Genomic DNA, 23,969 nt, shown 5'->3' on the forward strand with positions numbered 1-23,969 from the left:
CGCCATAGAAGCACTTGACGATTCTGTCTGAGAGAATATAGTTCTATCTAGCAGAACGCAAAGCGCACGGCACACACATACAACAAGAGGGTTCTCCCATGCACTTCAAGCAACTACTGTCCGTTTCCTGCCTGTCACTCGCCGTTATGGGGGCCAACGTCTCGGCGAAAGAAGTGATCGTAAGCGCCGTCTCGCCAACCTCGGATGACTACGCCCTAGCGGTAGCCTGGTCGAACATAAGTGCGAGAGACGAAGGCGACTCCCTTACCGTTGTGGACAACGGCACGATTAAGGGCCTGCGCCTTTTGGCAATGAACAAGGTCGACGTTACGGTAATTGGCTCGCCGCATTTCAAGGATGCGACTCTGCGCCAAGGCCAGTTTGCGGAGGACCCGGAGCGCTTGATTGAGCGTTACAAGACCATCAAGGCATTGTTCGCAATCCGCTCCAGTGCCGGTCAGTATTTGGTCACAGAGAAGAGCGGAATCAAACGCTTCGCTGATTTCAAGGGCCATAGCCTGGCGGTTGGCCGGCCGGGCGGCCAAGCCGGTAGCGTTAGCAGTGAGCTGCTGAAGTCAGTCGGACTGGCTCCTGGTGAGGATGTTGATACCCAATACATTACATATGGCGAAGCCTTCGACCAGATGGCCAATGGCAGTCTCGACGGGACCTTCGTCTGGGGCAGCGTTCCGCAAGCGGCGGTGGACAATGCTTCACGGACGATGAATTTGCGTTTCGTCTCACCCGACGTGGCAACTTTCGAAGAGTTCAAGGGCAACATCACCAGCGGAGAGTACTTCTCGCTAAAGACGGTACCCGCCAGCCGGATCGAGTCGGCTTATGAGGGCCGTGTCGAAAGCGATGGCGACGTTCAATTCTGGACCTTCCCGTTCATGTTCGTAGTAAACGAGTCCATGGATGAGGAAACCGCTTACCAGATCACCAAAACGCTCTGGGAGCATGTCGAGGACGTTCGTAATGCCAGCAACGCATTGGCGCTCCTCGATATCAATGACGCAACCCAGATGCTCTCTGCCGACCTGCATCCTGGCGCTGCCCGCTACTTCCGTGAGAAAGGGTTGATCCAATGAGTCTTGCTACCCTGCTGCGCCCCGCTCAGGGCGAGGCGCCATGGCACCCGTTGATGAGGAGCGTGGGCCTGCTGGCCTGCGCTTTGATCAGTACATTCATCATCTACACCACCGCCGTAGGGAAGTTTCCAGCGCAAGTACAGTACGGCATGGTTTTGCTGCTCGGGCTGATTGCGGTGTTTTGCCTTAAACAAGGGCCCTTAGCCCGAATCGGGCGTGGCGGACTGGATGTCTTGCTTAGCCTTTTATTCATTGGCATGAGCTTGTTCAGCTGCATCTACTTGCTGTCTGAATACAACGATATCGCCGCCCTGCGGGAAGGGTTGCCCAACGACCTGGACCTTGTTTGCTACCTACTTGGAACCATCGCCGTGCTCGAAGCTGCGCGGCGCGTCGAGGGCTGGGTGCTGCTGAGCATCGTTGGTGCAGCGTTGGCCTACCTGCTATTTGGTAATTACCTACCTGGGCTGCTAACGCATAGGCCCTTCGATATAACTGAAGTTCTGGAAATAGCCTTCAGCTACCAGGGAATTTTTGGTGTCGCTTTAGGAGCAGTGGTCGATGTCGTACTGGTGTTCGTCATTCTCGGGGTCGCTCTGAGACTGACGGGGGCCGGCGACTTCTTCAACTTCATTGCTTTGCGCGCCACCCGTCGTATGCGTTCCGGCCCTGCCCAGGCCTCGATTATCGGCTCGGCCTTGTTTGGCTCGGTCAATGGCTCAGCTCCGGCCAATGTGGTTGCAACCGGGGTGCTCACGATTCCCATGATGCAGCGCTCGGGTTTCAAAGCCAGCTTCGCCGGCGCGGTCGAAGCCGTAGCGTCTTGCTCCGGGCAGATCATGCCGCCGATTATGGGCGTAGGGGCCTTCATCATGGCCGAGATCACCGGCATACCTTATGCCAACATCATGCTCGCCGCACTGGTACCCGCCTTTCTCTATCTATTCGCACTCTCTGCTGCTGTTGCGCTGGAAGCCTCTCGTCTGGGCATCAAGCCTCTAGAGGATCAGGGCGAACAGGCCATGAATTCGCGGCGGCTCGCGGAGTGCATCACATTGCTGACCGGGTTCGGAACGCTGATCGGCATGCTGTTCTCTGGTTATTCGCCAACCTATTGCGGCTTGGTAGCAGCGGCGACTGTGTTAGTCGTTGGTAACCTGCTGCCTCAAACACGTATGCGCTTGCCGGACTTCGGCCGTTTCTTGGTCGATGGCGGCCGCGACGGGCTAGCGGTACTGATTTCCTGCGCAGCCATCGGGATAGTCATTGGCGCGGTGAGCAGTACCGGGCTGGGCATCAAGCTCAACCAGATGATCATTGCGCTCGGCAGCCACAGCCTGCTGCTGGCTTTGATCATGGCAGCAGTCTGTTCAATTCTGCTAGGGATGGGTCTGCCGACCGCGGCCTCCTATCTGATGGTGGTTTATGTCGCAGGGCCGGCCATTCTCGAGCTCGGCGTAAATCTGCTGCAGACCCACCTGTTCGTCTTTTACTTTGCCGTGCTCTCGGCTATCACACCGCCCGTGGCATTGGCGGTATTTGCTGCGGCGGCCATCGCAAAAACCAGCTCGATGAAGATCGCCGGCAATGCCATGCGCCTGTCGATTGTTGCGTTCATTTTGCCGTTCGCCTGGATCTACCACCCGGAAATCAACCTGCAGGATTTGAGCGCCGATAACGTTCTGCCTACGTTTGCTTTCATTGCAGCATTGATGATCGCCACCTTCGGCCTTACCGCCGGGCATATTGGTTTTTTCTGTCAGCGTCTGACCATCATCGAACGAGCATTGCTCATTGCTGCCGGTGCATTCGTTTTAGCACCTGGCTGGTTACCAACCGTCACTGGCGTATCGGCAATCGTCTTCCTTCTGAGCTTCCGTTACTGGAGAAGAAATAATGTTCAAGCCTTTGCGTGAGATTCGCGTGCTGGATCTGACCAATGTGCTGGCAGGTCCCTTCTGTTGTCATCAGCTTGCACACATGGGAGCTGACGTAATCAAGATCGAGGTGCCAGGCTCCGGCGATCTCGCACGTCAACTTGGTGCTGATCCGGAACTCAACGAGAAGCTAATGGGCGTCTCGTTCCTGGCGCAAAATCCTGGCAAACGGTCGCTGACATTGAACTTGAAAAGCGAGGCTGGCCGCGAAGTTCTACACCGGTTGGTACGTGAAGCCGATGTGCTAGTGGAAAATTTCCGCCCAGGCGTAATGGATCGCTTAGGGGTTGGCTATGAGGTCCTCCGCCAGACCAACCCAAAGCTGGTCTACTGCGCCATTTCCGGTTTTGGTCAGGATGGCCCACTGCACGACCTGCCCGCCTATGACCAGATCATTCAGGGGATGTCAGGTGTCATGAGCGTAACTGGCTCACCGGAAAACGCGCCTTATCGGGTCGGCTATCCCGTATCCGATACCGTAGGTGGGATGACCGCTGCCTTCGCTATTGCCAGTGCTTTGGCCGACCGTTCACGAGCGGAGGGTTGTTTCATTGATATATCAATGTTGGAGGCCACGTTAGCGACCATGGGGTGGGCGGTGTCCAACTACTTGGTGGCCGGTCGAGAGCCCAAACCAATGGGCAATGACAATGTTACCGCCAGCCCCTCGGGCACCTTTCGCACCGGCGACGGGCTTATCAACATCGCTGCAAACAAGCAGGAACAGTTCGAGGCCGTTTGCCGAGTAATCGGTCGCGACGACTTGATCAATGATCCTCGATTTGCCGTGCGGCTGGCACGTCTACAAAACCGGGAGGAGCTCAAGACCATGATCGAGGGAGCCCTTGCCAAATGCTCTACGGAGCAATGGTGGAAGCTGCTGAATGATGCCGGTGTACCTTGCGGCCCGGTATATGCGGTCCCGCAAGTGCTGGAGCATCCACAGATCCGCGATCGGGGCATGATCGCTACCTTTAATGATGTTTCTGGCGTGAACACGCCGGTCAGCGTGCTTCGCACGGGCATTAAAATCAATCGGCAAGCGCCCACGGTGAGCGCGCCTCCCCCCGCTTTGGGCGAGCATACGGATCAGATACTGGCCGAGCTTGGCTATAGCGTCAGCGACATTCAGCGACTACACGAGGAGCGCGCCGTATGAGCGACAAAAACCAGGCCCAGCAGATGACCGAGGATTGGTGGAACACCGAGATCATCGATATGCAGCCAGGCGTCATTCGCTATCGCGGCTACGCCATTGAGGAGCTGATTGGAAACGTTGGCTTCGCCCAAATGATCTGGTTAATGCTGCGCGGTGACATGCCCTCACGAGAGCAGGCGAATCTGCTGGAGGCTGCCTTGATGGCCGCCGTAGACCATGGTCCCCAGGCGCCGAGCATCGCCATCGCGCGCATGGCCACCACCTGCGGCGTCGGCCTGAACAGTGCGATGGCCTCTGCCGTCAACGTCCTGGGCGACGTTCACGGTGGTGCCGGTGAACAGGCCGTAGAACTCTACCTGGACATTGCCGCACGGGTAGAAGCGGGAACTGCACTGGAAGACGCCACCGGTCAAGCGCTCGACGCGTTCATTGAACAGCACGGCAAATTTATTTCCGGATTCGGCCACCGCTTCCACCCCGTCGACCCGCGCACCGCGCCGTTGCTGAGGCTGGTTGATCAAGCGGCGGATGCAGGCACCGTGAGCGGGCGATTCGCAACTATTGGTCGAGCAGTCGAGGACTGCCTGGAAGCCCGAAAAGGCAAGCGCATACCGATGAATATCGATGGCGCCACAGCGGTCATTTACGCTGAGCTCGGGTTTCCTGCGCCGTTGGCGAGAGGACTTTTCTGCTTGTCGCGTTCGGTTGGCATCCTCTCCCATGCCTGGGAGCAGACCCAGCAGGGTGGCCGCAATAAAGGCCCTATCCCACGCCAGTTCATCTGGAGCTATTCAGGCCATCCGCCTCGCTCGCTGAAGGAGGCGCAATGAGCTTTTATGCACCGCCGAAGGACCTGCAAACTCGTATTTTTACGAGAATGCCTGACGAGTTTTGCCGCCCTAACGGCGATTCCGATTGGATCCGAGCAAACAAACCCGGTCAATCCGTACCGAGCTTTCTGGAAGGTCCGTCATTCGACCGTGAGGGAGATCTATACGTCACGGACATACCCTACGGGCGCATTTTCCGCATCTCTCCACAAGGTGAATGGAGCCTGGTTGTCGAATACGACGGCTGGCCGAACGGCCTGAAGATTCACCGGGATGGACGCATCTTCATTGCGGACTACAAAAACGGGATTCTTTTGCTGGATCCCGAAACGCGGCAAATATCGCCTGTGCTGACCCATCGCCGAAGTGAAGGGTTCAAAGGCGTTAACGATCTGTTCTTTGATCGAGACGGCCGTCTCTACTTTACCGACCAAGGTCAGACTGGTATGCATGACCCAAGCGGCAGGGTTTTCCGCTATGACCTCGACAGTCAGCAACTGGACTGCCTGGTCGATAATGCGCCGAGCCCCAACGGATTGGTCATGGATCGGGACGAACGCGCCCTATTAGTTGCCATGACCCGCGGCAACGCGGTCTGGCGGCTGCCCCTGCAAGCCGACGGAAGCACATCGAAAGTGGGTGTTTTTACACCCATGGCTGGCGGCGTCAGTGGCGCTGACGGGATGGCGCTGGACGTCGACGGCAACTTATTTGTCTGCGACGCAGGCAACGGCTGTGTTTGGGCGTTCGACCGTCATGCCGTACCGTTGTATCGCATCCGTTCTTGTACTGAAGGCCGGACGCTTACCAATCTCGCCTTTGGAGGTAAGGACGGCACGCAGTTGTACATTACAGATTCTTCAACGGGAACCATTCTGGTGGCGGACTGGCAGTCGTCTGGGAGACCCATGTTTTCTCATAGCTGATCCTATAAGGAAATCATGTTTTATATTGAACTTGGGCACGTGGTTTAAGAAGACAAACACGATAGTGGGATGCGTCTCGCTGTACTCAGCCGAAAAGGTTTGTCGTTGCTTGTTTATCAGACACCTCTTTTAGCGGCTGGGATTCTTGTCTGGTTCGGTGATCGGATTAGACGTATTGGCATCGGTCATTTGCGGGCCTCGATGTCCGCTTTTGGCCCGGTTGGCAACGGCTTGGCTTCGACCGTCGCTATGCATCGTGCAGTTGAACCGCCCGCAGGTTCTTCGTCCTGCGATAGATCAGTGATGCCTTCGTACGTCTCATCGTGTGAGTGCCATACATGGCTGGATCAAGGCCTATGGCTTTCACCCAGCCTTTGACGATACGAGTGTATTGGCGAGTGGATAGATGGTCTGAGGTATGCAGCCGGCTCGGAAAAAGGCAGTTCTCGTTGCGGAGCTGGGCTTGATGTATCCAGGCCGCGAGAGCAACCGTGTTTGCTCAGTGATCTCAAACTGCACTGGCCGCTGCGTTTTCTGCTGCATCACCATGGCTCGTGATGACACGCGCTCGCCATGTGCAACGTCGCGCACACGGGGCTTGGTTAAGTCGCAGGCTCGAAGCTTGCTATGGATGGCCAGATCGAAGAGAGCCAGATCGCGGGTTTTAACTGCGATTTGAACCCTTACTCGGATGGCCCAGATATCTCTGAGTCGGAGCGGAGCTTTCTGTCCGACCAATTTTCCTTTGTTCCAGGGCTGTCGCCTGCAGGTAGCGAAGATGTTCATGGCAAGTCCTCCAAGTGTGGGAGGACAAAGATGGCTAGCCAGAGCAGTGGTCGCTAATCGGTCAGTTGCTGCCGCTCTGCGTTCGGCAGACAAGCGAGTCGTCTATGTCGCGGTTCAACACTGCCTTGACGATCTAGTCATTCCAAGCCCAAAAAAGACCAGAAACCATAGCGGCAACACCGGACGGATCAGACGTTCAGCCTGACCTCTCCAACTCCTATCAGACTGAAAGTGATCGTTTGCCCCGGATTAGCCCAATAAATACCAGTCCAACTGCCTGTAGCAATTAGGTCGCCGGCGCGCAAAGGCGTGCCTTGCGCTGCAGCGTGTCGCGCTAGCCACGGTAGAGACGACAGTGGATCGAGAAAAGGATGCGAGCCGTTAGCGTTAACTACTTCGAGGCTATCAACCCAGAGTTTCGCGGTTTGGTGTGACCAATTTGGCAGATCCAATAGCTGTACGGCATCGCCAAGAATGAGGGCACGGTTGAGCTGTTGGTCGGCAAGTCGAAGCAACGGATCGGCATTTATTCCGCCTTCCAGGCGTGTGTCGCAGAGTTCAATCGCTGGTAACCATGCATCAATCGCGAAGCGGATTTCGGTCAGATCAGGGGTGTCGGTAAGGTCTCGCCCGAGACGGACAACGAGCTCACCCTCGATACCGAGCGCAGTGGCGTAACCGGGCGGTACGTGCCAGCCTGATCGGTGAATGGCATTAGCCTGGACCGCCGCCGCGCTGATCATGCCGCCAGGGGCGCCCCCAAGTTTCCAGGCGGCCGGACGCGCGCCGTCGAACCAGCCTAGGGCATCACCGACCCGGCGTTGTACAGCGTAGGCCGCGGCGATGTCGGGCAAAGCCAGCCCGCTGAGAGGCTGGCGCTGGCCCGTGCGCCAGCCGGTTATCAAGCGCCTGGCAACGGCGTCGATGTGGGCCTCGCTCACATCGGGATCTCGGTCTGCCGGCGGCGCGGCTTGGCCGGGTCGGGTCGGGCACAGGGCAGGAACTGACCTCGGCCTGCGTCGCCGCGTGGCTGTTCGCCGTCCCATACAACGTCACCACGGGACAGCGTCATCGCTGGCCAGGCGCTCAGACGCATGCCGGCATAAGGGGTGTAGTCCACGTTGTGGTGCAGGCGGTCGTTGTCTAGGTGGAAAGTCTGCCCTTCGTCCCAGATCACCAGGTCCGCATCGGAACCGATGGCGATGCTGCCCTTGCGCGGGTACAGACCGTAGAGTTTGGCGGCATTGGTTGCGGTAAGGGCGACGAAGCTCTGGGGCGTGATCCGTCCGCTGCGCACGCCCTCGGACCAGAGCAGGGCCATGCGTGTTTCGACGCCCGGAATGCCGTTGGCCACCTGGTCGAAAGACACCTGCTCGCCGTGAGCCTTCTTGCCGTCCGGGCCGTCGTAGCGGAAGGGCGCGTGATCGGAGGAGAACACCTCGAACGAGCCGTTTTCAAGGCCGTCCCAGATGACCTGCTGGTTGGCCTTGTCCCTGGGCGGCGGGCTGCAGATGCATTTGGCGCCTTCGAAACTGTCGTCGCAACCCAGCGAGTCGGCTGTCAGAAACAGGTACTGCGGGCAGGTTTCGGCGTACACCTTCAGGCCATTGCTCTGCGCCCATCGAATCTGTTCCACGGCCTCTCGCCCGGATACGTGGACGATTAGTATCGGCACGTCCACCAGCTCCGCCAGGGCAATGGCGCGGTGTGTCGCTTCGCGCTCGACGAGCATGGGCCGCGAGGTCGCGTGGTAGCGCGGCGCGGTGTGGCCGGCGGCGAGCAGGCGCTCGGTGAGCCAGGCGATGCAGTCGGCATTCTCCGCATGCAGCATGACCATCGCACCTTCGCTGCGCGCAACCGAGAGGGTATCGAGGATCTCGCGGTCGCTGAGCTTCAGCGCATCGTAGGTCATGTAGATCTTGAACGAGGTGTAGCCCTCGGCAATCAGGGCCGGCAGCTCGTCGCGAAGGACCTCGGGTGTCGGGTCGGTGACGATCAGATGGAAGGCATAGTCGATCACCGGCTTTTCCCCTGCACGACGATGATAGTCCTCCACGGCGGCGCGCAGGCTCTTGCCCTTTTCCTGGCAGGCGAACGGAATCACCGTGGTGGTTCCGCCACAGGCTGCCGAAACGGTGCCGCTGAGAAAGTCGTCGGCCATGGTCGAGCCATCGCCGGTGGGCTGGTCCAAGTGCACGTGGCTGTCGATGCCGCCGGGCGTGACATGGCGACCCTGCGCATCGATTTCATGGTTGCCGGCCGGCAGATCGAGGCCCATCGCGGCGATACGGCCATCGCGGATGCCTATGTCGCTGGTGAAAGTGTCCGCCGCGGTGACCACGCGGGCGTTGCGTATGACGGTATCGAACGGTTGCATGTCAGGCTTCCTGAAGTAGCCGGCCCCAGCCGGTGATGCGACAGGTGTCCACACCGGTGCGGCGCAGCATGTCCCAGACCACGGTGGTCACGGTGTCGAACACCGGAATGCCGTGTTCGGCTTCCCAATGGGCGACCCGGTGAGCGGCATAAAGATTGGTGCAAAAGGTGGTGATTGCTTGCGCGCCGGCCGTGGCCACTTCCCCGATCTGGCGGTCCAGCGTGGTTTCATCGACGAGGGCGAAGGCGAAGTTTTCCTGAATCCCGAGATGACTTTCCGCCCGGGCATCGATGCCGATCCCAGCATAGTTGGCGACGATCCTGTCCTGCACGTCGGCAAGATACGGGGAAACGAGCCCCAGCCGCCTGATGCCGAAAGCATCGAGCGCTTTGTTCAACGCGAGAACGGATGTGCTGGCGGGTACGCCGGTGGCCTCGGTGATGGCCGCGCAGAGCGCTTCATCTTGATCGAACCCCAGCCAGCCGGCGGAGGTACCGCTCCAGCCGATGGCATCAACATGGGCGTCGGCCAGCAGCTTCGCCGCATTGAGGATATGTGTCTGCTGGAACTGCCCAAGCGCGTCGGGACTGAGGGCGATCTGGGTTACGGAAAAACGCGCGAAATGCACACTGACGTTAGGCAGCCCTGAAACCAGCGCCTGGGTCAGCGGTTCGAGCGATGTGTTCGAGGAGGGCGTGAGAATGCCCAGGCGGATACGTTTCATCGTGCGTTACCTGCGGCGGACGGATAGGGACGAAGCGGATTCGGGCAGCGTTGCCAGAGGGCCTGACACACGCGCTCGGCCTCGGCGCGTATTTCTGCATCGTCGACACGGGTTGCGCGACCTCCATCGATGACCTGCTCGCCGTTGACGAAGACGCTTTCCACATCGGCAGCGGTGGCGTTGTGAATCAGGCTGCCCAGCGCATCGATGCAGGGCGTGAGATGCAACTGGCGGTAATCGAGAACGGCAATGTCGGCGAGCATGCCCACGGCAAGTCGGCCAATGCGATCTGCCCAACCTAATGCGCGCGCGCCGTTGCCGGTGCCCATGGCGAACACGTCGCTGGGTTGCCAGTCATCCGCTACGAAGCCGGCTTGTAGACGGCCGACGGCCAGGGACCAGCGCATCACCTCGATCATGTCGCCGTGCATGGTGTCGGTGGCGAGGCAGATCGGCGCGCCGGCATCGATCAGGCGGCGGGTCGGGGCGATCCGCCCAGACATCGCATTGCCCACCGGGATATGCACCACGTGTGCGCCGCTACGGCCGAGCCGCGTAATGTCGGCATCGTCGACGTGAATGCAGTGGCCAGCCAGCAGGCGACCGTTAAGCAGGCCCAGTCCGTCCAGCAACTCTACGGGGGAGCAACCGTGTCGCGCACGGACCCAGTCCACTTCGTCCTGGCTTTGTGCGAGGTGCGTGCTGATGGGCAGATCGTGCCGCTCGGCGAGGGCGGCGATCTCGCGCAGAAACGCTACCGAACAGGTGTCCGGTGCGTGGGCGGTAAGGTGCGCCTGGATGCGGCCATCGGCCTGCCCGGCCCAGCGCTCGACGAACGCGGCGGCGCGCTCCAATTGCCGCTCGCCACGGGCGCGATCGAAGCGACGGTCGCCTTCCAGCACCGAAGCGAAATCGACATCCGCCATGCGCTGACTGGCGAACAGTCGCACGCCGGTTTCCGCCATGCCGGCCACGGTGGCTTCGGCGTGAACGAAACTGTCGACCAGCGTGGTACAGCCGGCGCGCAATGCTTCCAGGGCACCGAGGCGGGACAGGGCGAGCGCTTCTTCCTCGCTCAGCCATGACGCCTGCGGGAGGCCCGGTGTGTAGGACGGGGCGAAGCCGCAGTCCGGCGCTACACCGCGGACGAAGTTCAATCCGGCGTGATAATGGGTATTGACGAAGCCGGGGACGACGACTCGGCCAGGCAGCGCCAGTGTGCGAATGGCCGCAGGGCGCCCGTCGCCGATGAATGCGATGTGCTTGCCCCGTATACCGAGATTTGAAAGGCGGGCGACGCCGTCTTCCAGCAGCACAGTCGCGTCTGTGATCAGCAGGTCCAGAATGTCTTCAGTCATCAGGCAGCCATCCATCCGCCGTCCACCATCAAGGTGGCACCGGTCATAAAGGTCGAGTGATCGCTGGCAAGAAAAAGCACGGCCCGGGCAACGTCTTCCGGGCACCCGAGGCGTGGCCAGGGCGTGCGGCGCGATGCGCGGTCGAGCACGCTGGCATCGACGGCACGACCGCCCGCGCCGGTCTGGATCTTGCCCGGCGCCACGGCGTTGCAGACGACGAGGTCAGCGGCGTAGTCGGTGGCGATCTGTCGGGTCATGTAGTCGACTGCGGCCTTGGTGGCGCCATAGCCGAGGTCGCCGGGCGCGGCGATCAGACCGTGCTGGGATGAAAGATTGATGAGCCGGCCGCGCACCTCGTTGATGGCGGACTGGCTGAGCATCTGGCGTACCGCGGCGCGGCAGCAGCGGTAGACGCCAGTCAGGTTGACGTCCAGCAAGCGCTGCCAATCGGCCTCGTCGAGTTCCAGCAGTGGCCGCGCATGTCGAATGCAGGCGTTGTTGACCAGCACATCCAGGCGGCCGAAACGTGCAACGGTATCTGCAACGAGGGCGTCTACCTGCTCGCTGCACGCGACATCGGTGCGGATGAAGGTCGCGCCGTTACCGTCGCGGGCGATGAGGTCGGCGGTCGGCTCGCCACCTTCGATAACCTCGGTCGTCACGTCCGCAATCACGACGTGGGCGCCATTGGCAGCCAACTGGCGCGCAATCGCCCGGCCAATTCCGGAGGCGGCGCCGGTGACGATGCAGACTTTGCCGCTCATGTCGAAGCGTGCAGAGGGAAACGGAATGTGTTCAGTCATGGTGTGCTGTGGCACCGACCGGTGCCGTGTTCCTCGAGCCAGTGGTGGTAATTCGCATACGCCTCGGTCAGCCCAAAGCGCGGTCGGAAGGTTGTGTCGTCAAGAAGCCGCTGGATGTCCATTGAGGCGCGGTCGTAGTCGGCGAAATAGTCGATGTTGGGCGGTTCGTCCGATTCGGCCAGGCGCCAGCGGAAGCCGGGATAGCGAGGCGCGACGCACGCGCACCAGTCGTCCAGGCTCCATTCGAATCTGGCCGCCAGGTTGTAGAGCGGATAGGCCCAGCTTGGCTGGTCCAGCAGCGTGGCCATGGCATCCGCCACATCGCGAACGTACAGCCAGTCGCGCCGACCCGCGCGGGGCAGGATTGCCGTTTCGCCGTCTCGGGCGCGCAAAAGGACCTGGAGTGGGGCGCTCAGCGTGTCCCGCACCCCGCTGTCCGCTTCCCAAGGACCAAAGCAGGTACCCAGGCGACCCACCACGAGCGGCAGACCGCGCAAGCTCGCGAGGCGCATGGCGGCTTCTTCCGCAGCGCGCTTGGACATGCCGTAGAGGCCTTCCGGCAGCAGTGGGGTGTCGTCTTCGTGCAGGGCCGCCGACAGACGTCCGCTGCGCCCGTAAACGGAGCCGGAACTGGCATGCAATACGCGCTCAACACCGTTATCGGCGGCCGCGCTGATCGCGGCAAGCACACCGCCGACATTGACATCGAAGATGGCCTGCGCCGCATGCCGCTCGCGCGCCTCATTGGCGGTGATCGCGGCCAGCGTCACGAGCCGTTGCGGACGGTGTTCGCTCATCACCTCATGCAATGCACCTGCGTTTCTTACGTCACCGATGCAAGGCACGAAGCGACCGGGCAGCGCCGCGAACGAGCGGGTAGCGATTTCGGTCGGCGCCGAGCGGTCGAAGCCGATCACCGTCTCGCCTGTCGCGAGCAGGTGCTCGGCGAGGGCCAGGCCGACAAAGCCACTGCTGCCAGTGATGAGCGTGGTCATCTTAGGCCGTTTCCTTGACCGTTTCGGGTCGCAGCAGCGCGAGAATATGGCGCTTGTAGTCGTTGAATGCGGTGCTGGTCGGATCGCGAGGACGTTCCAGTTCGATTGGCAGAAGCTCGCGGATGCGGCCGGGCCGTGCGGACATCACGGCAACGTGAGTGCCCAGCGCCAGCGACTCATCGATACCGTGGGTGACGAACACGATGGTGCTCTGGCTTTCACGCCAGATGCGGATCAACTCGCCGTGCATGTCCATTTTGGTCTGCTCGTCCAGCGCGCCGAACGGCTCGTCCATCAGGATCACTTCCGGGTTCATCAATAGCGCGCGGGCGATCCCGACGCGTTGGTTCATGCCGCCGGAAAGTTCGCTCGGAAAGTGATTCTCGAAACCTTTCAGGCCCACCATCTCGATATAGCGTTGGGCCTTTTCACGGCGGTCAGCCTTGCTGGCACCGCGCATCTTCAAGTGGAAGGCGACGTTTTCCCAGACAGGCAGCCATGGCATCAGGTTGGCCTGCTGGAACACCACACCGCGGTCGGCACCCGGCTCGGTGATTGCCTGACCACCGACCGTAACCGTTCCAGAGGACGGTCTGTCGAAGCCGGCGATCATGTTGAGCAGTGTGGACTTGCCGCAACCACTCGGGCCGAGCAGGCAGAGAAACTCATTGCGCTTGACCGAGAGGCTCACGTTCTCCAGTGCCGTGACGACCTGCTTGCGCTGGCTGTCCTCGAATACGCGCGATACGTTGTCGATGGTGATCAGAGCCATGGTGTCAACCTTCCTTCGCTTGCAGAGTGGAGCCGCGCTGCCAGCGCAGAACGCGTCCGGCGATGTACTTGATGACGTAATCGCTGAGAAAACCGAGCAGGCCGATGCTCACCATCGAGGCGATGACGATGTCGTAGCGCAGAAAGTAATACGAGTCCCACAGCACGTAGCCGACCCCGCTTTTCACCGCGACCATTTCAGCCGTCACCGTGAGCATCCAGGCCGAGCCGATGGCGATCCGCAGGCCCGAGAAAATGCTAGGCAAAGCGGCAGGGAACACAATGTGACGCAGCAGCTTCGACGGCGATCCGCCGGTCATGGCGCCGGCGCGCAGCAAGTTGCGGTCGCACGTCTTCACGCCGTGGATGGTGCTGAGCAACACGGGGAAGAACGAGCCCATGAACACCAGGAAGATGGCGGGCTTGTCGGCGATCCCGAACCAGATGATCGCCAGCGGAATCCATGACACTGGCGGAATGGGACGCAACGTTTGCAGGGTCGGCTCGATCAGGGCTTCGACCCGGCGTGACCAGCCGATGGCCATGCCGATACCGACGCCAAGCACGGTTGCAATCAGAAACCCGGCGAACACCCGGCCGGAACTCGCCGCGATATCGGACAGCCAGCGACCGGAATAACTCTGGGTGTTGCCGTCGGTGCTGAAGATCCAGTCCGCCCAGGCCAGCATGACCTGAGATGGCGCCGGCAGCAGGGCGGGTGGAAGGATGCCGGAGCGGGAGAATGTCTCCCACCCGGCGAGAAGCAGGATCGGCACGATGAAGCGTTCGATCCTCTGGTAGAGGGCTTGCGAAAGCGAAGAAAACATTAGTGATCCTGAATCAATAGCCGAGGTCGGTCTTGGACTTGCCGGTCACTTTTTCCAGGAAGCTGTAGTCGAGGTTCTTTTCGACCGCCTCGGTGACGTCGGTGTTGATGTATTTCAGGTCGCGCATCATTTTGGCGATGGCCACCGCGGATTCGCGGTACATCTTGTAGTCCGGATACAGGTTGTCGACCGCGCCAGTGGCGATGGCATTGTCGAGTCCCGTGACCTTCTGGATTGTGTCGACGAAGAGTGCCTTGTCGTTGGCCATCATCTCGTTGACCTTGACGATGGCGCGCACGGTTTCCTCGACGCCTTTCGGGTTGTCATCGATGACATCCGAGCGGGTGACGATCAGATTGGTCAGCTTGCCGGCCGCCTGGTCGTAGGGAAAATCGAAGAACTTTGCGGCCTTCACTACGCGGATCTGGGTGGCGAACGGATCGACCGAGGTGATCAGTTCGACTTCGCCACGGCGCAGCGCCTGAACGTGGTCCGACGGGTTGGGAATGTTGATGAACCGAACGTCCTTGTTGATATCGATGCCATGCGTCAGGAAGGCACCGCGCATGTGAATGTCCTGCGCATTACCCCGGGAAGCGGCGACCCGGAATGGTTTGCCGTCTTCCTTGTATTGCGCGATCAGCCTCTTCAGGCCGTCCCAGTCACCCGGTTCGATCGGCAGGTCGTTGCCGACGAGAATCTGCGAGCCGCCATTGATCTGGCCGGAAATCCCGACGATGTCGAAGCCCTTGTCCAATGCAGTGGCGTAGTGCAGGTAGGTGACCTGAGCCACATCGATGCTTTTTGATAGCAGGGCGGTGAGCACATCGTTGCCGGTGTTGAACGAAATCGCGTCGAGTTTCACGCCCGTCGCGTTCTCTGGCGTGAGCGACAGCGGCGTGCAATGGGCGCACTTGGCGTAGCCGAGTTTGATGGGGTCGGCTTCCTGCGCTTGGCTCATGGCCGGGGCCAGGGAGGCGACAAGCACCAGGGGCGCCAGGAGAGTGCCGGCAGTGCGCTTGAGTACAGCATAGGACGAGCGGATGGATCGCATGTCGTGGCTCCGTTATTGTCACAAAATTGATGTCGCTTTGTGGCAACAGGTTTGCAACAGCTATGCCAGTATGGTGGCAGTCGCTCAACAAGGGCCGGCATGGGTTAATCACGAACGCGCCGTATCGCCCGTACCCCGTGGGCTACGCCCAGAGCAAACAGACGAGTAGGGCGCATGCGAGTAATGGACAGCCACCCGGATGGCGCTCTGGCCCAGGCATTAAATGCGCGATGTGGGTGCAAGCTGGAACTTGATGTTCCTCAGCGGTGCGTATTTGCACAATTGCATTTATTTTTGTGACAATCGCTGCCGCCTAAGTAATCGGTGAAAGGCAGCCGCAAGGAATCGATGTGTTGATTGATAAAGAACCCTCACGCTCGCGCAAAGCGCGCAGCACCGGCCAGATACTGGGCACGAACGACACGCTGGACGCCATCTATGAGCGAATCCTGATGGCCGTGATGGAGCACCGTCTGATTCCGGGCACCAAATTGGTCGAGGAGAAGCTCGCCGGTGTATTCCAGGTGAACCGCACGCGGATCCGCGAGGTGCTGTCGCGACTGGCCCATGAGGGTGTGGTGACAACCATCCCGAACCGCGGCGCTTTTATCGCCAGCCCTTCGGTGGAAGAGGCTCGACACATCTTTCAGGCGCGTCGAATCATGGAGCCTGCTTTGATTCGCAGCCTCGTTGAAAAGGGCGATCCCGAGCATTTCCAGAAGCTGCACGCCCATGTTGCCGAGGAACGCGCTGCGCGCGATCGCGATGACAAGCGCGCGGTGATCCGGCTGTCAGGCGAGTTTCACTTGCTGATGGCCGAGATGGTCGGCAGCCCGCCATTGATCAAGCTCATGCGCGAACTGTCATCGCTGACCTGCCTGATCATTCTGCTATACGACTCGCCCAACGTGCCGGCCTGCCCGAACCACGAACACACCGACATCATCGTCGCAATGGAAGAGGGCAACGTCGATAGCGCCATCGCACTGATGCTCGGACACCTCGACCACATCGAGGCCACACTCGATCTATCGCTTCCCGAGGACACCGAGGTGGACCTCGAAGCGATATTCGGTTGAGCCTGTGAGCAGGCTCGCTGGCGCCGTTGAGCTGGCTGCACGGGTTCGTTGCGGCGAAACGCGTGCCGAAGCCATTGCCGAACGTCAATTGGCGCGGATCGCTGGCCTGAATCCATCGCTGAACGCACTGGTCCAGGTGGACGAAAACGACGTGCGGCGTCAGGCAGCGCTTATCGATACACGCTGTGCGGCCGGTGAAAACCTGCCGCTGGCCGGTGTGCCTGTCACTATCAAGGATAATCTTTGGCTCGAGGGGCAGATAAGTACCTGTGGCTCATGGCTCTACCGTAACCACCGAGCCCAGCGTGACAGTTGGGCCGTGGCGCGCCTGCGACAGGCAGGTGCGCTGCTGGTGGGCGTAAGCAATTGTTCGGAATTCGCCTGCAAGGGGGTGACGGACAACCGCGTGTATGGTGCGACCTGCAATCCCTGGGACCTGACCCGGACGCCAGGCGGCTCGTCCGGTGGTGCCGCCGCGGCCGTGGCGGCCGGATTGGGCATGCTGGCGCTGGCCACCGATGCCGGTGGCTCTGCGCGACGGCCAGCGGCGCATTGTGGCGTGGTGGGTATGAAACCGAGCGTTAGCCGCGTTGCAGACCCCTGGGGCTTTCCCGTCATTGGCCGCGAACTGAACGTGATCGGCCAGTTGGGGCGCCGTGTCGCGGATGTCGCCTTGATGCTCGAGGTGCTCACAGGCTCGCACCCGGCTGACCGCTTCTCGGCACCCATGCCAACGTTGGCGAGGCGCCCAATCGAGAGGTTGCGTATCGGTTATAGCCTGGACCTCGGCTTGGGCTATGCCGTTGATGCCGATGTTGCGGCTCGCATCGAGCAGACGGTGAGGCGATTGCAATCGGCCGGTCTGCAGATAGAGCCGGTCGTACCCCATTGGCCGAAGGCGCTGCCCGCTGCCTCTCTGCTGGCAGCACAGCACGCCGAACTCGCTGCACATTTCGGTGAGGCTTACCGTGCCGACTCAAGCTGCTTCGATCCGGCAATCGCTGAGCAGATCGAGGCGGGATTCTCAGTGCCCGCTACGCAGTTGGTGGCGCTGGCCGCACTGCGGGACGCCCTCGTCGATACGACGGCGGCACTGTTCGAAACGGTGGACCTGCTGCTATGCCCGACCGTCCCGGTTGAAGCATGGTCACGGGAGGTATTGGGCCCATCGATGATCGGTGGTCGGCCGGCGAACCCGCGTGGGCACGCAGTTTTTACCCCGCTGTTCAATCAGGTTGGCGTGCCGGCCCTTTCGGTTCCATGTGGCCTGGGTGCGCAGGGAATGCCTCTGGGACTGCAGATCGTAGGGCCACGCTTTCACGATGACGATGTGCTCCGCCTGGGAGCATTCGTCGAAGACATCCTGGCCCTGGAGCTGGCACCTCTTTGCCTCTCTCAGATGCCCGACACATTGGAGCAGGCATGAAACTGTTGATCGTCAATCCGAACATATCCCAGAGCGTCACTGACCTGATCGAGGCTGAAGCCCGGCGCGTGGCAGCACCCGACACGCTCATCACCATGGCCACGGCTGCCGCTGGCGTGGCCTACATCGAGACACGTTTCGAAGCCCTGCTCGGTGCGCACGCGGTCGCCACTATCGCTGGCGAGCGGCTGGGCGACTACGATGCCCTGCTCGTCGCGGCCTTCGGTGACCCGGGGCTTCTCGCCCTTAAGGAGGCGCTGGACGTACCCGTGGTCGGCATGACCGAAGCGGCCCTGATGACCGCGGCCCAGTTGGGACAACGCATCGGCATCATCGCTATTTCCCACCGCATCACCGCGTGGTACCGCGAATGCATCGACCAGTACGGGCTGTTGTCGCGCCTGGCATGCATTCGCCACATAAACAGTCCCCTGCGCGATCCTGGGACTGTCCAAGGCGACCATGCCGCCCGTTTGCTAGAACTCTGCAGGCAGGCAGTCTCGGAGGACGGTGCAGACGTGCTGATCCTAGCGGGCGCGCCCCTGGCGGGTTTGGCACGTAGTCTGATCGGCCAGTTGCCGGTTCCTGTCGTAGATGGGGTATCGAGCGGGGTCTGCCAAGCTGAAATACTCGTGCGGTTGAAGCCTGGCATTGCTAGGCAAGGGAGTTTCGCGGGCCAGCCGATTAAGGATAATGCTGGCCTGCAAGCGGCAATCGTTACGTTATTGAGCCATCAGAACGCCTGATCTGGGCTATGGTTCGCTTCCGTACCAGAACTGCCGGTCCCGACCGGCAGCGATCGGCCAAGAGCTGCCAGTCCTCTATGTATTCTGGCCGTTGGCACCTTGGACTCCAGAGGCTTCCACGAAACAAGGGACGATTCACTAATTATGTATAGAGCTCATCCCACTCGTCCCCCAACATCCATCGCAGGGCCGAGAGCTTACCGTTGATCATCCCCCACTCAAAATCATCCCACGGGCCGGTGTCCTCGTACTTATCTCTTACCCTTTGCGCTGATGCCAATGCTCCTTCGAGGATGTGACGGTGTATAACATTATTCCCGTAACGCTCACTACCCTCTGGCACGATCTCGATCTCACCCCTCTCAATACCGTACATCCTGTTCATGTGCCTGTTGTACCAAACCTTATCTACGAGCTCATCCATCGCTCCTAATATCTCTTGAAGACCTCGTGTCTGGTCTTCCCAGAAGAACTCGTGCTCGTAGTGAAATTCTTCCATGTCGAGCAGGTCTTCAATAGCCGAGTTTGTCGAGTTGAAGTACATCGAGGTTTTGCCATCAAAGATCTCAGCGAAATCCGCGTGAGGTTTTCTGTGATCAGTACCTGAAAAATCGGTCACGTTGTGCGTTACGAACCGATAGCTCTCGAAGGTTCCAGGGTGCTCTGTCCGATATTCTTGGAACGCTTCGGCTAGTACAGCATCAGCAACGCTATTCTTCTGTTTGTGAAAAGGCGCCCGCTTGGCTATGGCTCGCTCAGCAGCTTTGATTTTGGCCGAGTTCGAGATTTGGATTTGAATTGCAGACTCAAAGAGCCTAACCACGCGATTGACGGAAGCTTGATTTGCTTCGGATAGGATCGGCAGTCGATGGTTCACATCATTAATAGTGGCTAGCGCAATCTGCTTTCCATCGCCGCCAAAGGATTCGATTATTTCTTTGACTAATTTGCACTCGGCAGAAATCCGCTTACGTGTCGCATCTATAACTCTTTCTTTGTTCCGCCCGTACTCTGTGCTTACCAGGTCTGGCAACAGAATCTTAATAGCATTGATTTCAACTAGATGCTCTAGGGCGGTGAGCATTGGCAGCTCTGCCTTTTTGGAACAAATATCCAGCCAAACACAAGTGTCGAGCAATATTAAATGCATTGAAGCTCCATATTTTACGTCTGTTTGAGTTGCCTCTGAGCGCATAGCCAACCAGTTGGCTCTACGCAGTCGGCAATTGATGCTTGCTCAGTGCGGATGCAAACTCGGCGTTCAGCGCTTGTCGAAACTCTGACGTACTAGTTCCAACAACCAGAGCAAGATGCTTGTAGTCCGAATATGGAATGCCTTGCGCAATCTCAATCTGAACCTTGACAAACCAATTTCGATCAATCGTTATTCGCTCTACATCCCCGTAATCAAACCGCTTGGGAAGGATTTTAGAGTCCACAAAGGGTGGGCGACTTATCATTATCTGCTTCTTCAGCCTTACGTCCCGGATGAAGATACCCCGCACCACAGCGCCTTTCTCGCCGCTAGAGATTAGGTCGATAACAAAAGCATCACTGTTGTAGTACTGATTGATGTCCATCTTTACGGAGTTATCGCGCCGTTGCTTGTCCGCGAGATAAACGGCTATTACTGCAGCTGCCAGCGCCCCGAGACCGGAAACCCAGTCGCCCGCTGAGCCCATCACGCTCCTCAAGGTTCCGGCAGGATTCTTCTCAGCAGAAACACTCAGACTAACCACAACCCCAGCCGTAAACGCGATCGGAAAACCGAGCACAACCGCAAGAATCGCGGCAATCATCCACTTCATAGCGGCCCTCCCCAAAAAGCTGCGAATTCTAGCCGAGAACCAACTGAGTCGCCCCTGAGCGTCCTAGACGCACCCGAATGGCTGCTTTTGGCCGCTAGCCGTCAGTCATCCATGAAGGTTAGAGGCTCAACCTGCGCTCATGCCGGCGTAGCTGCAACAGCTCTGGAGTGCCAGGCAAAAGCCAGCACCATCACCAGGCCCAGCGCAGCCATCGCGGCTCCGGCCCGGGAAATTGCCGGGTATCCCAGCCCAGCGTTGATCACTGCGCCGCCCAGCGCCGCACCAATCGCGTTGCCGAAATTAAAGGCGCCGATATTGACCGCCGACGCCAAGTTGGGCGCGTCCTTGGCGGCTTCCATCACGCGTATTTGCAGCGGAGGTACCAGGGCAAACTGGCGATACCCCAGATGAGGACGGCAATGGCAGCCGGCAGCGGCCAGCGCATCAGTACGGTGAGCGCCGGCAAGACGAGAACCAGCAACGCTCAGCGAAACAACCAAGGTGCGATCAATCGATCGGTCGGCGGCCTTGCCGCCCCACATGTTGCCAAGGGTTAGCCCCACACCGAACAGCACCAGCATGGCAGTGATGAAAGCGGTGGACGCGTTGGTCTCTGTGCTGAGGATCTGCGCGATGTAAGTGAAGACTGTGAACATTGCACCCGAGCCGACCACAGACAGGGCCAAGCTCCTAGCATCGGTCCACGGCCCAATACCCGAATTTCGGCCAGTACACCGACGCTTCGCGGCGCCGGCAGGTTGGGCAGAGCGACCCACAACGCGGCCATGGCCACCACGCCTAGCCGGGTAATACCCCAGAATGCGGTGCGCCAGCCGAACAATCCGCCAAACCAGGCGGCCAGCGGCACACGCCGATAGTTGCCAGGGTCAGGCCAATAAACATGGCCGCAACCGCCCCGGCACGTTTTTCCGGGGCGACCACGCTGGCGGCGACGATGGAGCCGACGCCAAAGAACGCACCATGGTTTAACGAGGTCCCACCCTGGCGACCATAAGGCTGTAATAATCGGTCGCCACGGCTGACATCAGATTACCCAGGGCGCTGCCAAGCCAGCCATTACCCCCGATAATTCCGAGCTTTCGAAGCTGCCTCATGAGAGGTCTCCTGTAGGCTGGTCTGCTTTCCGGCAGAGTCAGGCCGACTACGGACATCCAAACCAGCGTGGCGGCATGTTCTGAACGTGGGAATAAGCTTTCGCCACTCTAAATACGGATAGAGGCCGCCTGAGTTCGCTACCGAGAGAACGAGTTGTCGCCAACCGAGCGAGCCGTTGGCGGCTTCGGTTAGCGCACCATATGCAGGAAATGCATATGTTTTTCGTACTGGTCGAGGATGTCGCCGATCACTTCATCCTTTTTCCAGCCCATCAGGTCGTAGTCCTGGCCTCCTTCTTTGAGGTAAACCTCGGCACGATAATATTGCATCTCTTCATGTGTGCTTCCCGGCGCAAAGCTGGGCTTCGTATATTCCTTCGAACGGACCTCATAGACAAATTCCGTCTGTTCGGCGTGAATGATCTCCAGTCGGATGCGAACGTCTTTGCCTCGGCTGACCGCCGTCTCAAAACCCTCGCGAGCCATCTGCGCAGCTACTTCCGAAAAAGCTTTATCGACCACCTCATCGATAAAGTGCGCTACCTCTTCCTCCGGCGGAAAACTCACCAGGTTGTGCAAGCGTCGGTGCCAGCCGCCGGCTGGGCTCGGTGCGGATGGTGAGATGTTCGGCGCCTGATGGCGTAGGACACGTTTGGCCGCATCCAGTCGCAGGGCCTTCAGCAGCCCCCACATCGATAGCAACAGTGTCAGGGTAAAAGGGAGGGCGCTGGCAATGGTTGCGGTTTGAAGGGCGCTGAGACCGTCCGCCAAGAGCAGGGCACAGGCAACAAGGCCCATCGAACAGGCCCAGAATATTCGCTGCCAGGCCGGCGTAGCACTTTGCCCGCCCGAAGCCAGCATATCGACGACTAAGGCACCGGAGTCGGCTGAGGTTACGAAGAACACCACTACCATCAACATAGCGATGGTGGAAAGCACAGCAGAGAAGGGGAACTGTTCTAGAAAAGCGAACAAGGCGAGAGCGTTATCCAGCTCAATTGCAGTTGCAAGTTCGGTGACGTTATCTCGCAAGATCATGTGGATCGCGCTATCGCCAAATACAGACATCCACAGAAACGAAAAGCCAGTAGGTACGAGCAACACGCCGGAGATGAACTCCCGGATGGTGCGGCCGCGTGAAATTCTGGCGATGAACAGACCAACGAAGGGGGACCAGGCCAGCCACCAACCCCAGTAGAGCAGGGTCCAGCCGCCAATCCAGTCCGTCGGCTCATAGGCATAGAGGTTGAACGTCTTGTAAATGATTTCTGACAGGTAGCTACCAGTGTTCTGCACGAACGCCTGCACGATAAAGATCGTAGGCCCCATCACCAGGACCAGGCCCATCAGCAGCACCGCGAGCGACAGGTTGAGTTCCGAAAGGCGCCGCACCCCTTTATCCAGGCCAGTCACCACAGATATTGTCGCCAGTCCCGTGGTAGCGAGGATGAGGCCGATTTGCATAGGCACCGTAACCGGCACGCCCCAAAGATGATTGAGGCCGGTGTTGATTTGCAGAACGCCGAAACCCAGGGAGGTGGCTACGCCAAGCACAGTGCTTATGATGGCGAAGATGTCTACGGCGTGACCTATGGGCCCATAGATACGGTCGCCGATAATCGGGTAGAACGCTGAGCGTAGCGTCAGCGGCAGACCGTGACGATAGCTGAAATAAGCCAGGATGAGCGCCACGACGGCGTAGATCGCCCATGCATGCAGGCCCCAGTGAAAGAAGGTGATACCCATCGCGTTGCGGGCCGCCTCCGCAGTCCCGCCGATACCCACCGGTGGTTCAAGGAAATGCATAACGGGCTCGGCAACCCCAAAGAACATCAGCCCGATACCCATCCCAGCGGAGAACAACATGGCGAACCAGGTGCCGTTGCGATAATCCGGCTCACTGTGGTCAGGGCCAAGCTTGATATCGCCGAAGCGCGAGAGGGCGAGAATGATCACAAGCAGCAGGATCAATGCTACGGCCAGAACATAGACCCAACTGGCGTTTTCAATGATCCAGGCTTGAATGGCTGAGAAACTGGCCGAAGCGGATTCTTGAAAAACGCTGGCGTAGAGAACCAGCAGAAAAATCAGCAGGGCAGAGGTAATGAAGACCGGGAGATTGAGCGTATGAGATGGTGGCTTCATTTGCAGGCGGTC

At 59.5% G+C, this 23,969-nt stretch carries 20 protein-coding genes and 2 pseudogenes; 8 read left to right on the plus strand and 14 right to left on the minus strand.

Annotated features, from left to right (window positions below; translation table 11 throughout):
• Nucleotides 1-98: 98 nt before the first annotated feature.
• From CH92_RS09305 to CH92_RS09325, 5 genes are read left to right on the plus strand one after another with little or no spacing between them, the layout of a single operon-like run.
• Nucleotides 99-1,091 carry a TAXI family TRAP transporter solute-binding subunit gene (locus CH92_RS09305; RefSeq protein WP_025241505.1) on the plus strand — a complete coding sequence of 331 codons (993 nt, stop codon included), beginning with the start codon at nt 99-101 and terminating at the stop codon, nt 1,089-1,091.
• Nucleotides 1,088-3,007, plus strand: a complete 1,920-nt coding sequence (locus CH92_RS09310) for a TRAP transporter permease (protein WP_080689984.1) — start codon at nt 1,088-1,090, stop codon at nt 3,005-3,007. Before CH92_RS09305 ends, CH92_RS09310 begins: the two co-directional genes overlap by 4 nt.
• Entirely contained in the window at nt 2,988-4,187 is a 1,200-nt protein-coding gene (locus CH92_RS09315) for a CaiB/BaiF CoA transferase family protein (RefSeq protein WP_025241507.1), read from the plus strand. Before CH92_RS09310 ends, CH92_RS09315 begins: the two co-directional genes overlap by 20 nt.
• Nucleotides 4,184-5,017: a citryl-CoA lyase gene (locus CH92_RS09320; protein WP_025241508.1), complete on the plus strand. Its 834-nt coding sequence runs from the start codon at nt 4,184-4,186 to the stop codon at nt 5,015-5,017. The genes CH92_RS09315 and CH92_RS09320 overlap by 4 nt, the downstream gene beginning before the upstream one ends.
• Nucleotides 5,014-5,943 (plus strand): SMP-30/gluconolactonase/LRE family protein, encoded by a 930-nt coding sequence (locus tag CH92_RS09325; protein WP_025241509.1) that lies wholly within the window; start codon nt 5,014-5,016, stop codon nt 5,941-5,943. Before CH92_RS09320 ends, CH92_RS09325 begins: the two co-directional genes overlap by 4 nt.
• Before the next feature lie 247 nt (nt 5,944-6,190).
• Here CH92_RS09325 and CH92_RS09330 read toward each other — a convergent pair.
• From CH92_RS09330 to CH92_RS09375, 10 genes and pseudogenes are all read right to left on the minus strand, one after another.
• Nucleotides 6,191-6,729, minus strand: a pseudogene (locus CH92_RS09330) (tyrosine-type recombinase/integrase).
• A 188-nt stretch (nt 6,730-6,917) separates the two neighbouring features.
• Complete coding sequence (locus CH92_RS09335; protein WP_235206206.1) at nt 6,918-7,583, minus strand: fumarylacetoacetate hydrolase family protein; 666 nt, start codon at nt 7,581-7,583, stop codon at nt 6,918-6,920.
• A gap of 83 nt (nt 7,584-7,666) precedes the next feature.
• Nucleotides 7,667-9,106 carry a dihydropyrimidinase gene (gene hydA / locus CH92_RS09340; protein WP_025241511.1) on the minus strand — a complete coding sequence of 480 codons (1,440 nt, stop codon included), beginning with the start codon at nt 9,104-9,106 and terminating at the stop codon, nt 7,667-7,669.
• Nucleotide 9,107: 1 nt separating this feature from the next.
• Nucleotides 9,108-9,830, minus strand: a complete 723-nt coding sequence (locus CH92_RS09345) for a maleate cis-trans isomerase family protein (RefSeq protein ID WP_025241512.1) — start codon at nt 9,828-9,830, stop codon at nt 9,108-9,110.
• Nucleotides 9,827-11,188, minus strand: coding sequence for an amidohydrolase family protein (locus CH92_RS09350; RefSeq protein WP_051517597.1), 1,362 nt, complete (start codon nt 11,186-11,188; stop codon nt 9,827-9,829). Before CH92_RS09350 ends, CH92_RS09345 begins: the two co-directional genes overlap by 4 nt.
• A complete protein-coding gene (locus CH92_RS09355; RefSeq protein ID WP_025241514.1) occupies nt 11,188-11,991 on the minus strand; it encodes an SDR family NAD(P)-dependent oxidoreductase in 804 nt (267 codons plus the stop codon). The genes CH92_RS09350 and CH92_RS09355 overlap by 1 nt, the downstream gene beginning before the upstream one ends.
• Nucleotides 11,988-12,986 (minus strand): NAD-dependent epimerase/dehydratase family protein, encoded by a 999-nt coding sequence (locus CH92_RS09360; protein ID WP_025241515.1) that lies wholly within the window; start codon nt 12,984-12,986, stop codon nt 11,988-11,990. The genes CH92_RS09355 and CH92_RS09360 overlap by 4 nt, the downstream gene beginning before the upstream one ends.
• Before the next feature lies 1 nt (nt 12,987).
• Nucleotides 12,988-13,758: an ABC transporter ATP-binding protein gene (locus tag CH92_RS09365; protein WP_025241516.1), complete on the minus strand. Its 771-nt coding sequence runs from the start codon at nt 13,756-13,758 to the stop codon at nt 12,988-12,990.
• A 4-nt stretch (nt 13,759-13,762) separates the two neighbouring features.
• Nucleotides 13,763-14,584 (minus strand): ABC transporter permease, encoded by an 822-nt coding sequence (locus CH92_RS09370; protein ID WP_025241517.1) that lies wholly within the window; start codon nt 14,582-14,584, stop codon nt 13,763-13,765.
• A 13-nt stretch (nt 14,585-14,597) separates the two neighbouring features.
• Complete coding sequence (locus CH92_RS09375; protein WP_025241518.1) at nt 14,598-15,638, minus strand: ABC transporter substrate-binding protein; 1,041 nt, start codon at nt 15,636-15,638, stop codon at nt 14,598-14,600.
• Nucleotides 15,639-15,988: 350 nt separating this feature from the next.
• Here CH92_RS09375 and CH92_RS09380 point away from each other — a divergent pair, with 350 nt between their 5' ends.
• The 3 genes from CH92_RS09380 to CH92_RS09390 are packed head-to-tail and all read left to right on the plus strand — an operon-like array spanning nt 15,989 to nt 18,889.
• Nucleotides 15,989-16,717 (plus strand): GntR family transcriptional regulator, encoded by a 729-nt coding sequence (locus tag CH92_RS09380; protein ID WP_025241519.1) that lies wholly within the window; start codon nt 15,989-15,991, stop codon nt 16,715-16,717.
• A gap of 4 nt (nt 16,718-16,721) precedes the next feature.
• Nucleotides 16,722-18,143, plus strand: a complete 1,422-nt coding sequence (locus CH92_RS09385) for an amidase (RefSeq protein WP_025241520.1) — start codon at nt 16,722-16,724, stop codon at nt 18,141-18,143.
• Entirely contained in the window at nt 18,140-18,889 is a 750-nt protein-coding gene (locus tag CH92_RS09390; protein WP_025241521.1) for an aspartate/glutamate racemase family protein, read from the plus strand. The genes CH92_RS09385 and CH92_RS09390 overlap by 4 nt, the downstream gene beginning before the upstream one ends.
• A gap of 142 nt (nt 18,890-19,031) precedes the next feature.
• Here the strand turns inward: CH92_RS09390 and CH92_RS09395 are convergent, their stop codons facing one another.
• From CH92_RS09395 to CH92_RS09410, 4 genes and pseudogenes are all read right to left on the minus strand, one after another.
• A complete protein-coding gene (locus CH92_RS09395; protein ID WP_235206207.1) occupies nt 19,032-19,973 on the minus strand; it encodes a PIN domain-containing protein in 942 nt (313 codons plus the stop codon).
• Between the two features lie 127 nt (nt 19,974-20,100).
• A complete protein-coding gene (locus tag CH92_RS09400) occupies nt 20,101-20,697 on the minus strand; it encodes a hypothetical protein (protein ID WP_025241523.1) in 597 nt (198 codons plus the stop codon).
• A gap of 137 nt (nt 20,698-20,834) precedes the next feature.
• Nucleotides 20,835-21,755: pseudogene (locus tag CH92_RS09405) on the minus strand (MFS transporter); the annotation flags it as partial.
• A gap of 246 nt (nt 21,756-22,001) precedes the next feature.
• Nucleotides 22,002-23,963, minus strand: coding sequence for a BCCT family transporter (locus CH92_RS09410; RefSeq protein ID WP_038623381.1), 1,962 nt, complete (start codon nt 23,961-23,963; stop codon nt 22,002-22,004).
• Between the last annotated feature and the right edge of the window lie 6 nt (nt 23,964-23,969).

This window comes from Stutzerimonas stutzeri (genome assembly GCF_000590475.1).
GTDB lineage: Bacteria > Pseudomonadota > Gammaproteobacteria > Pseudomonadales > Pseudomonadaceae > Stutzerimonas > Stutzerimonas stutzeri_D.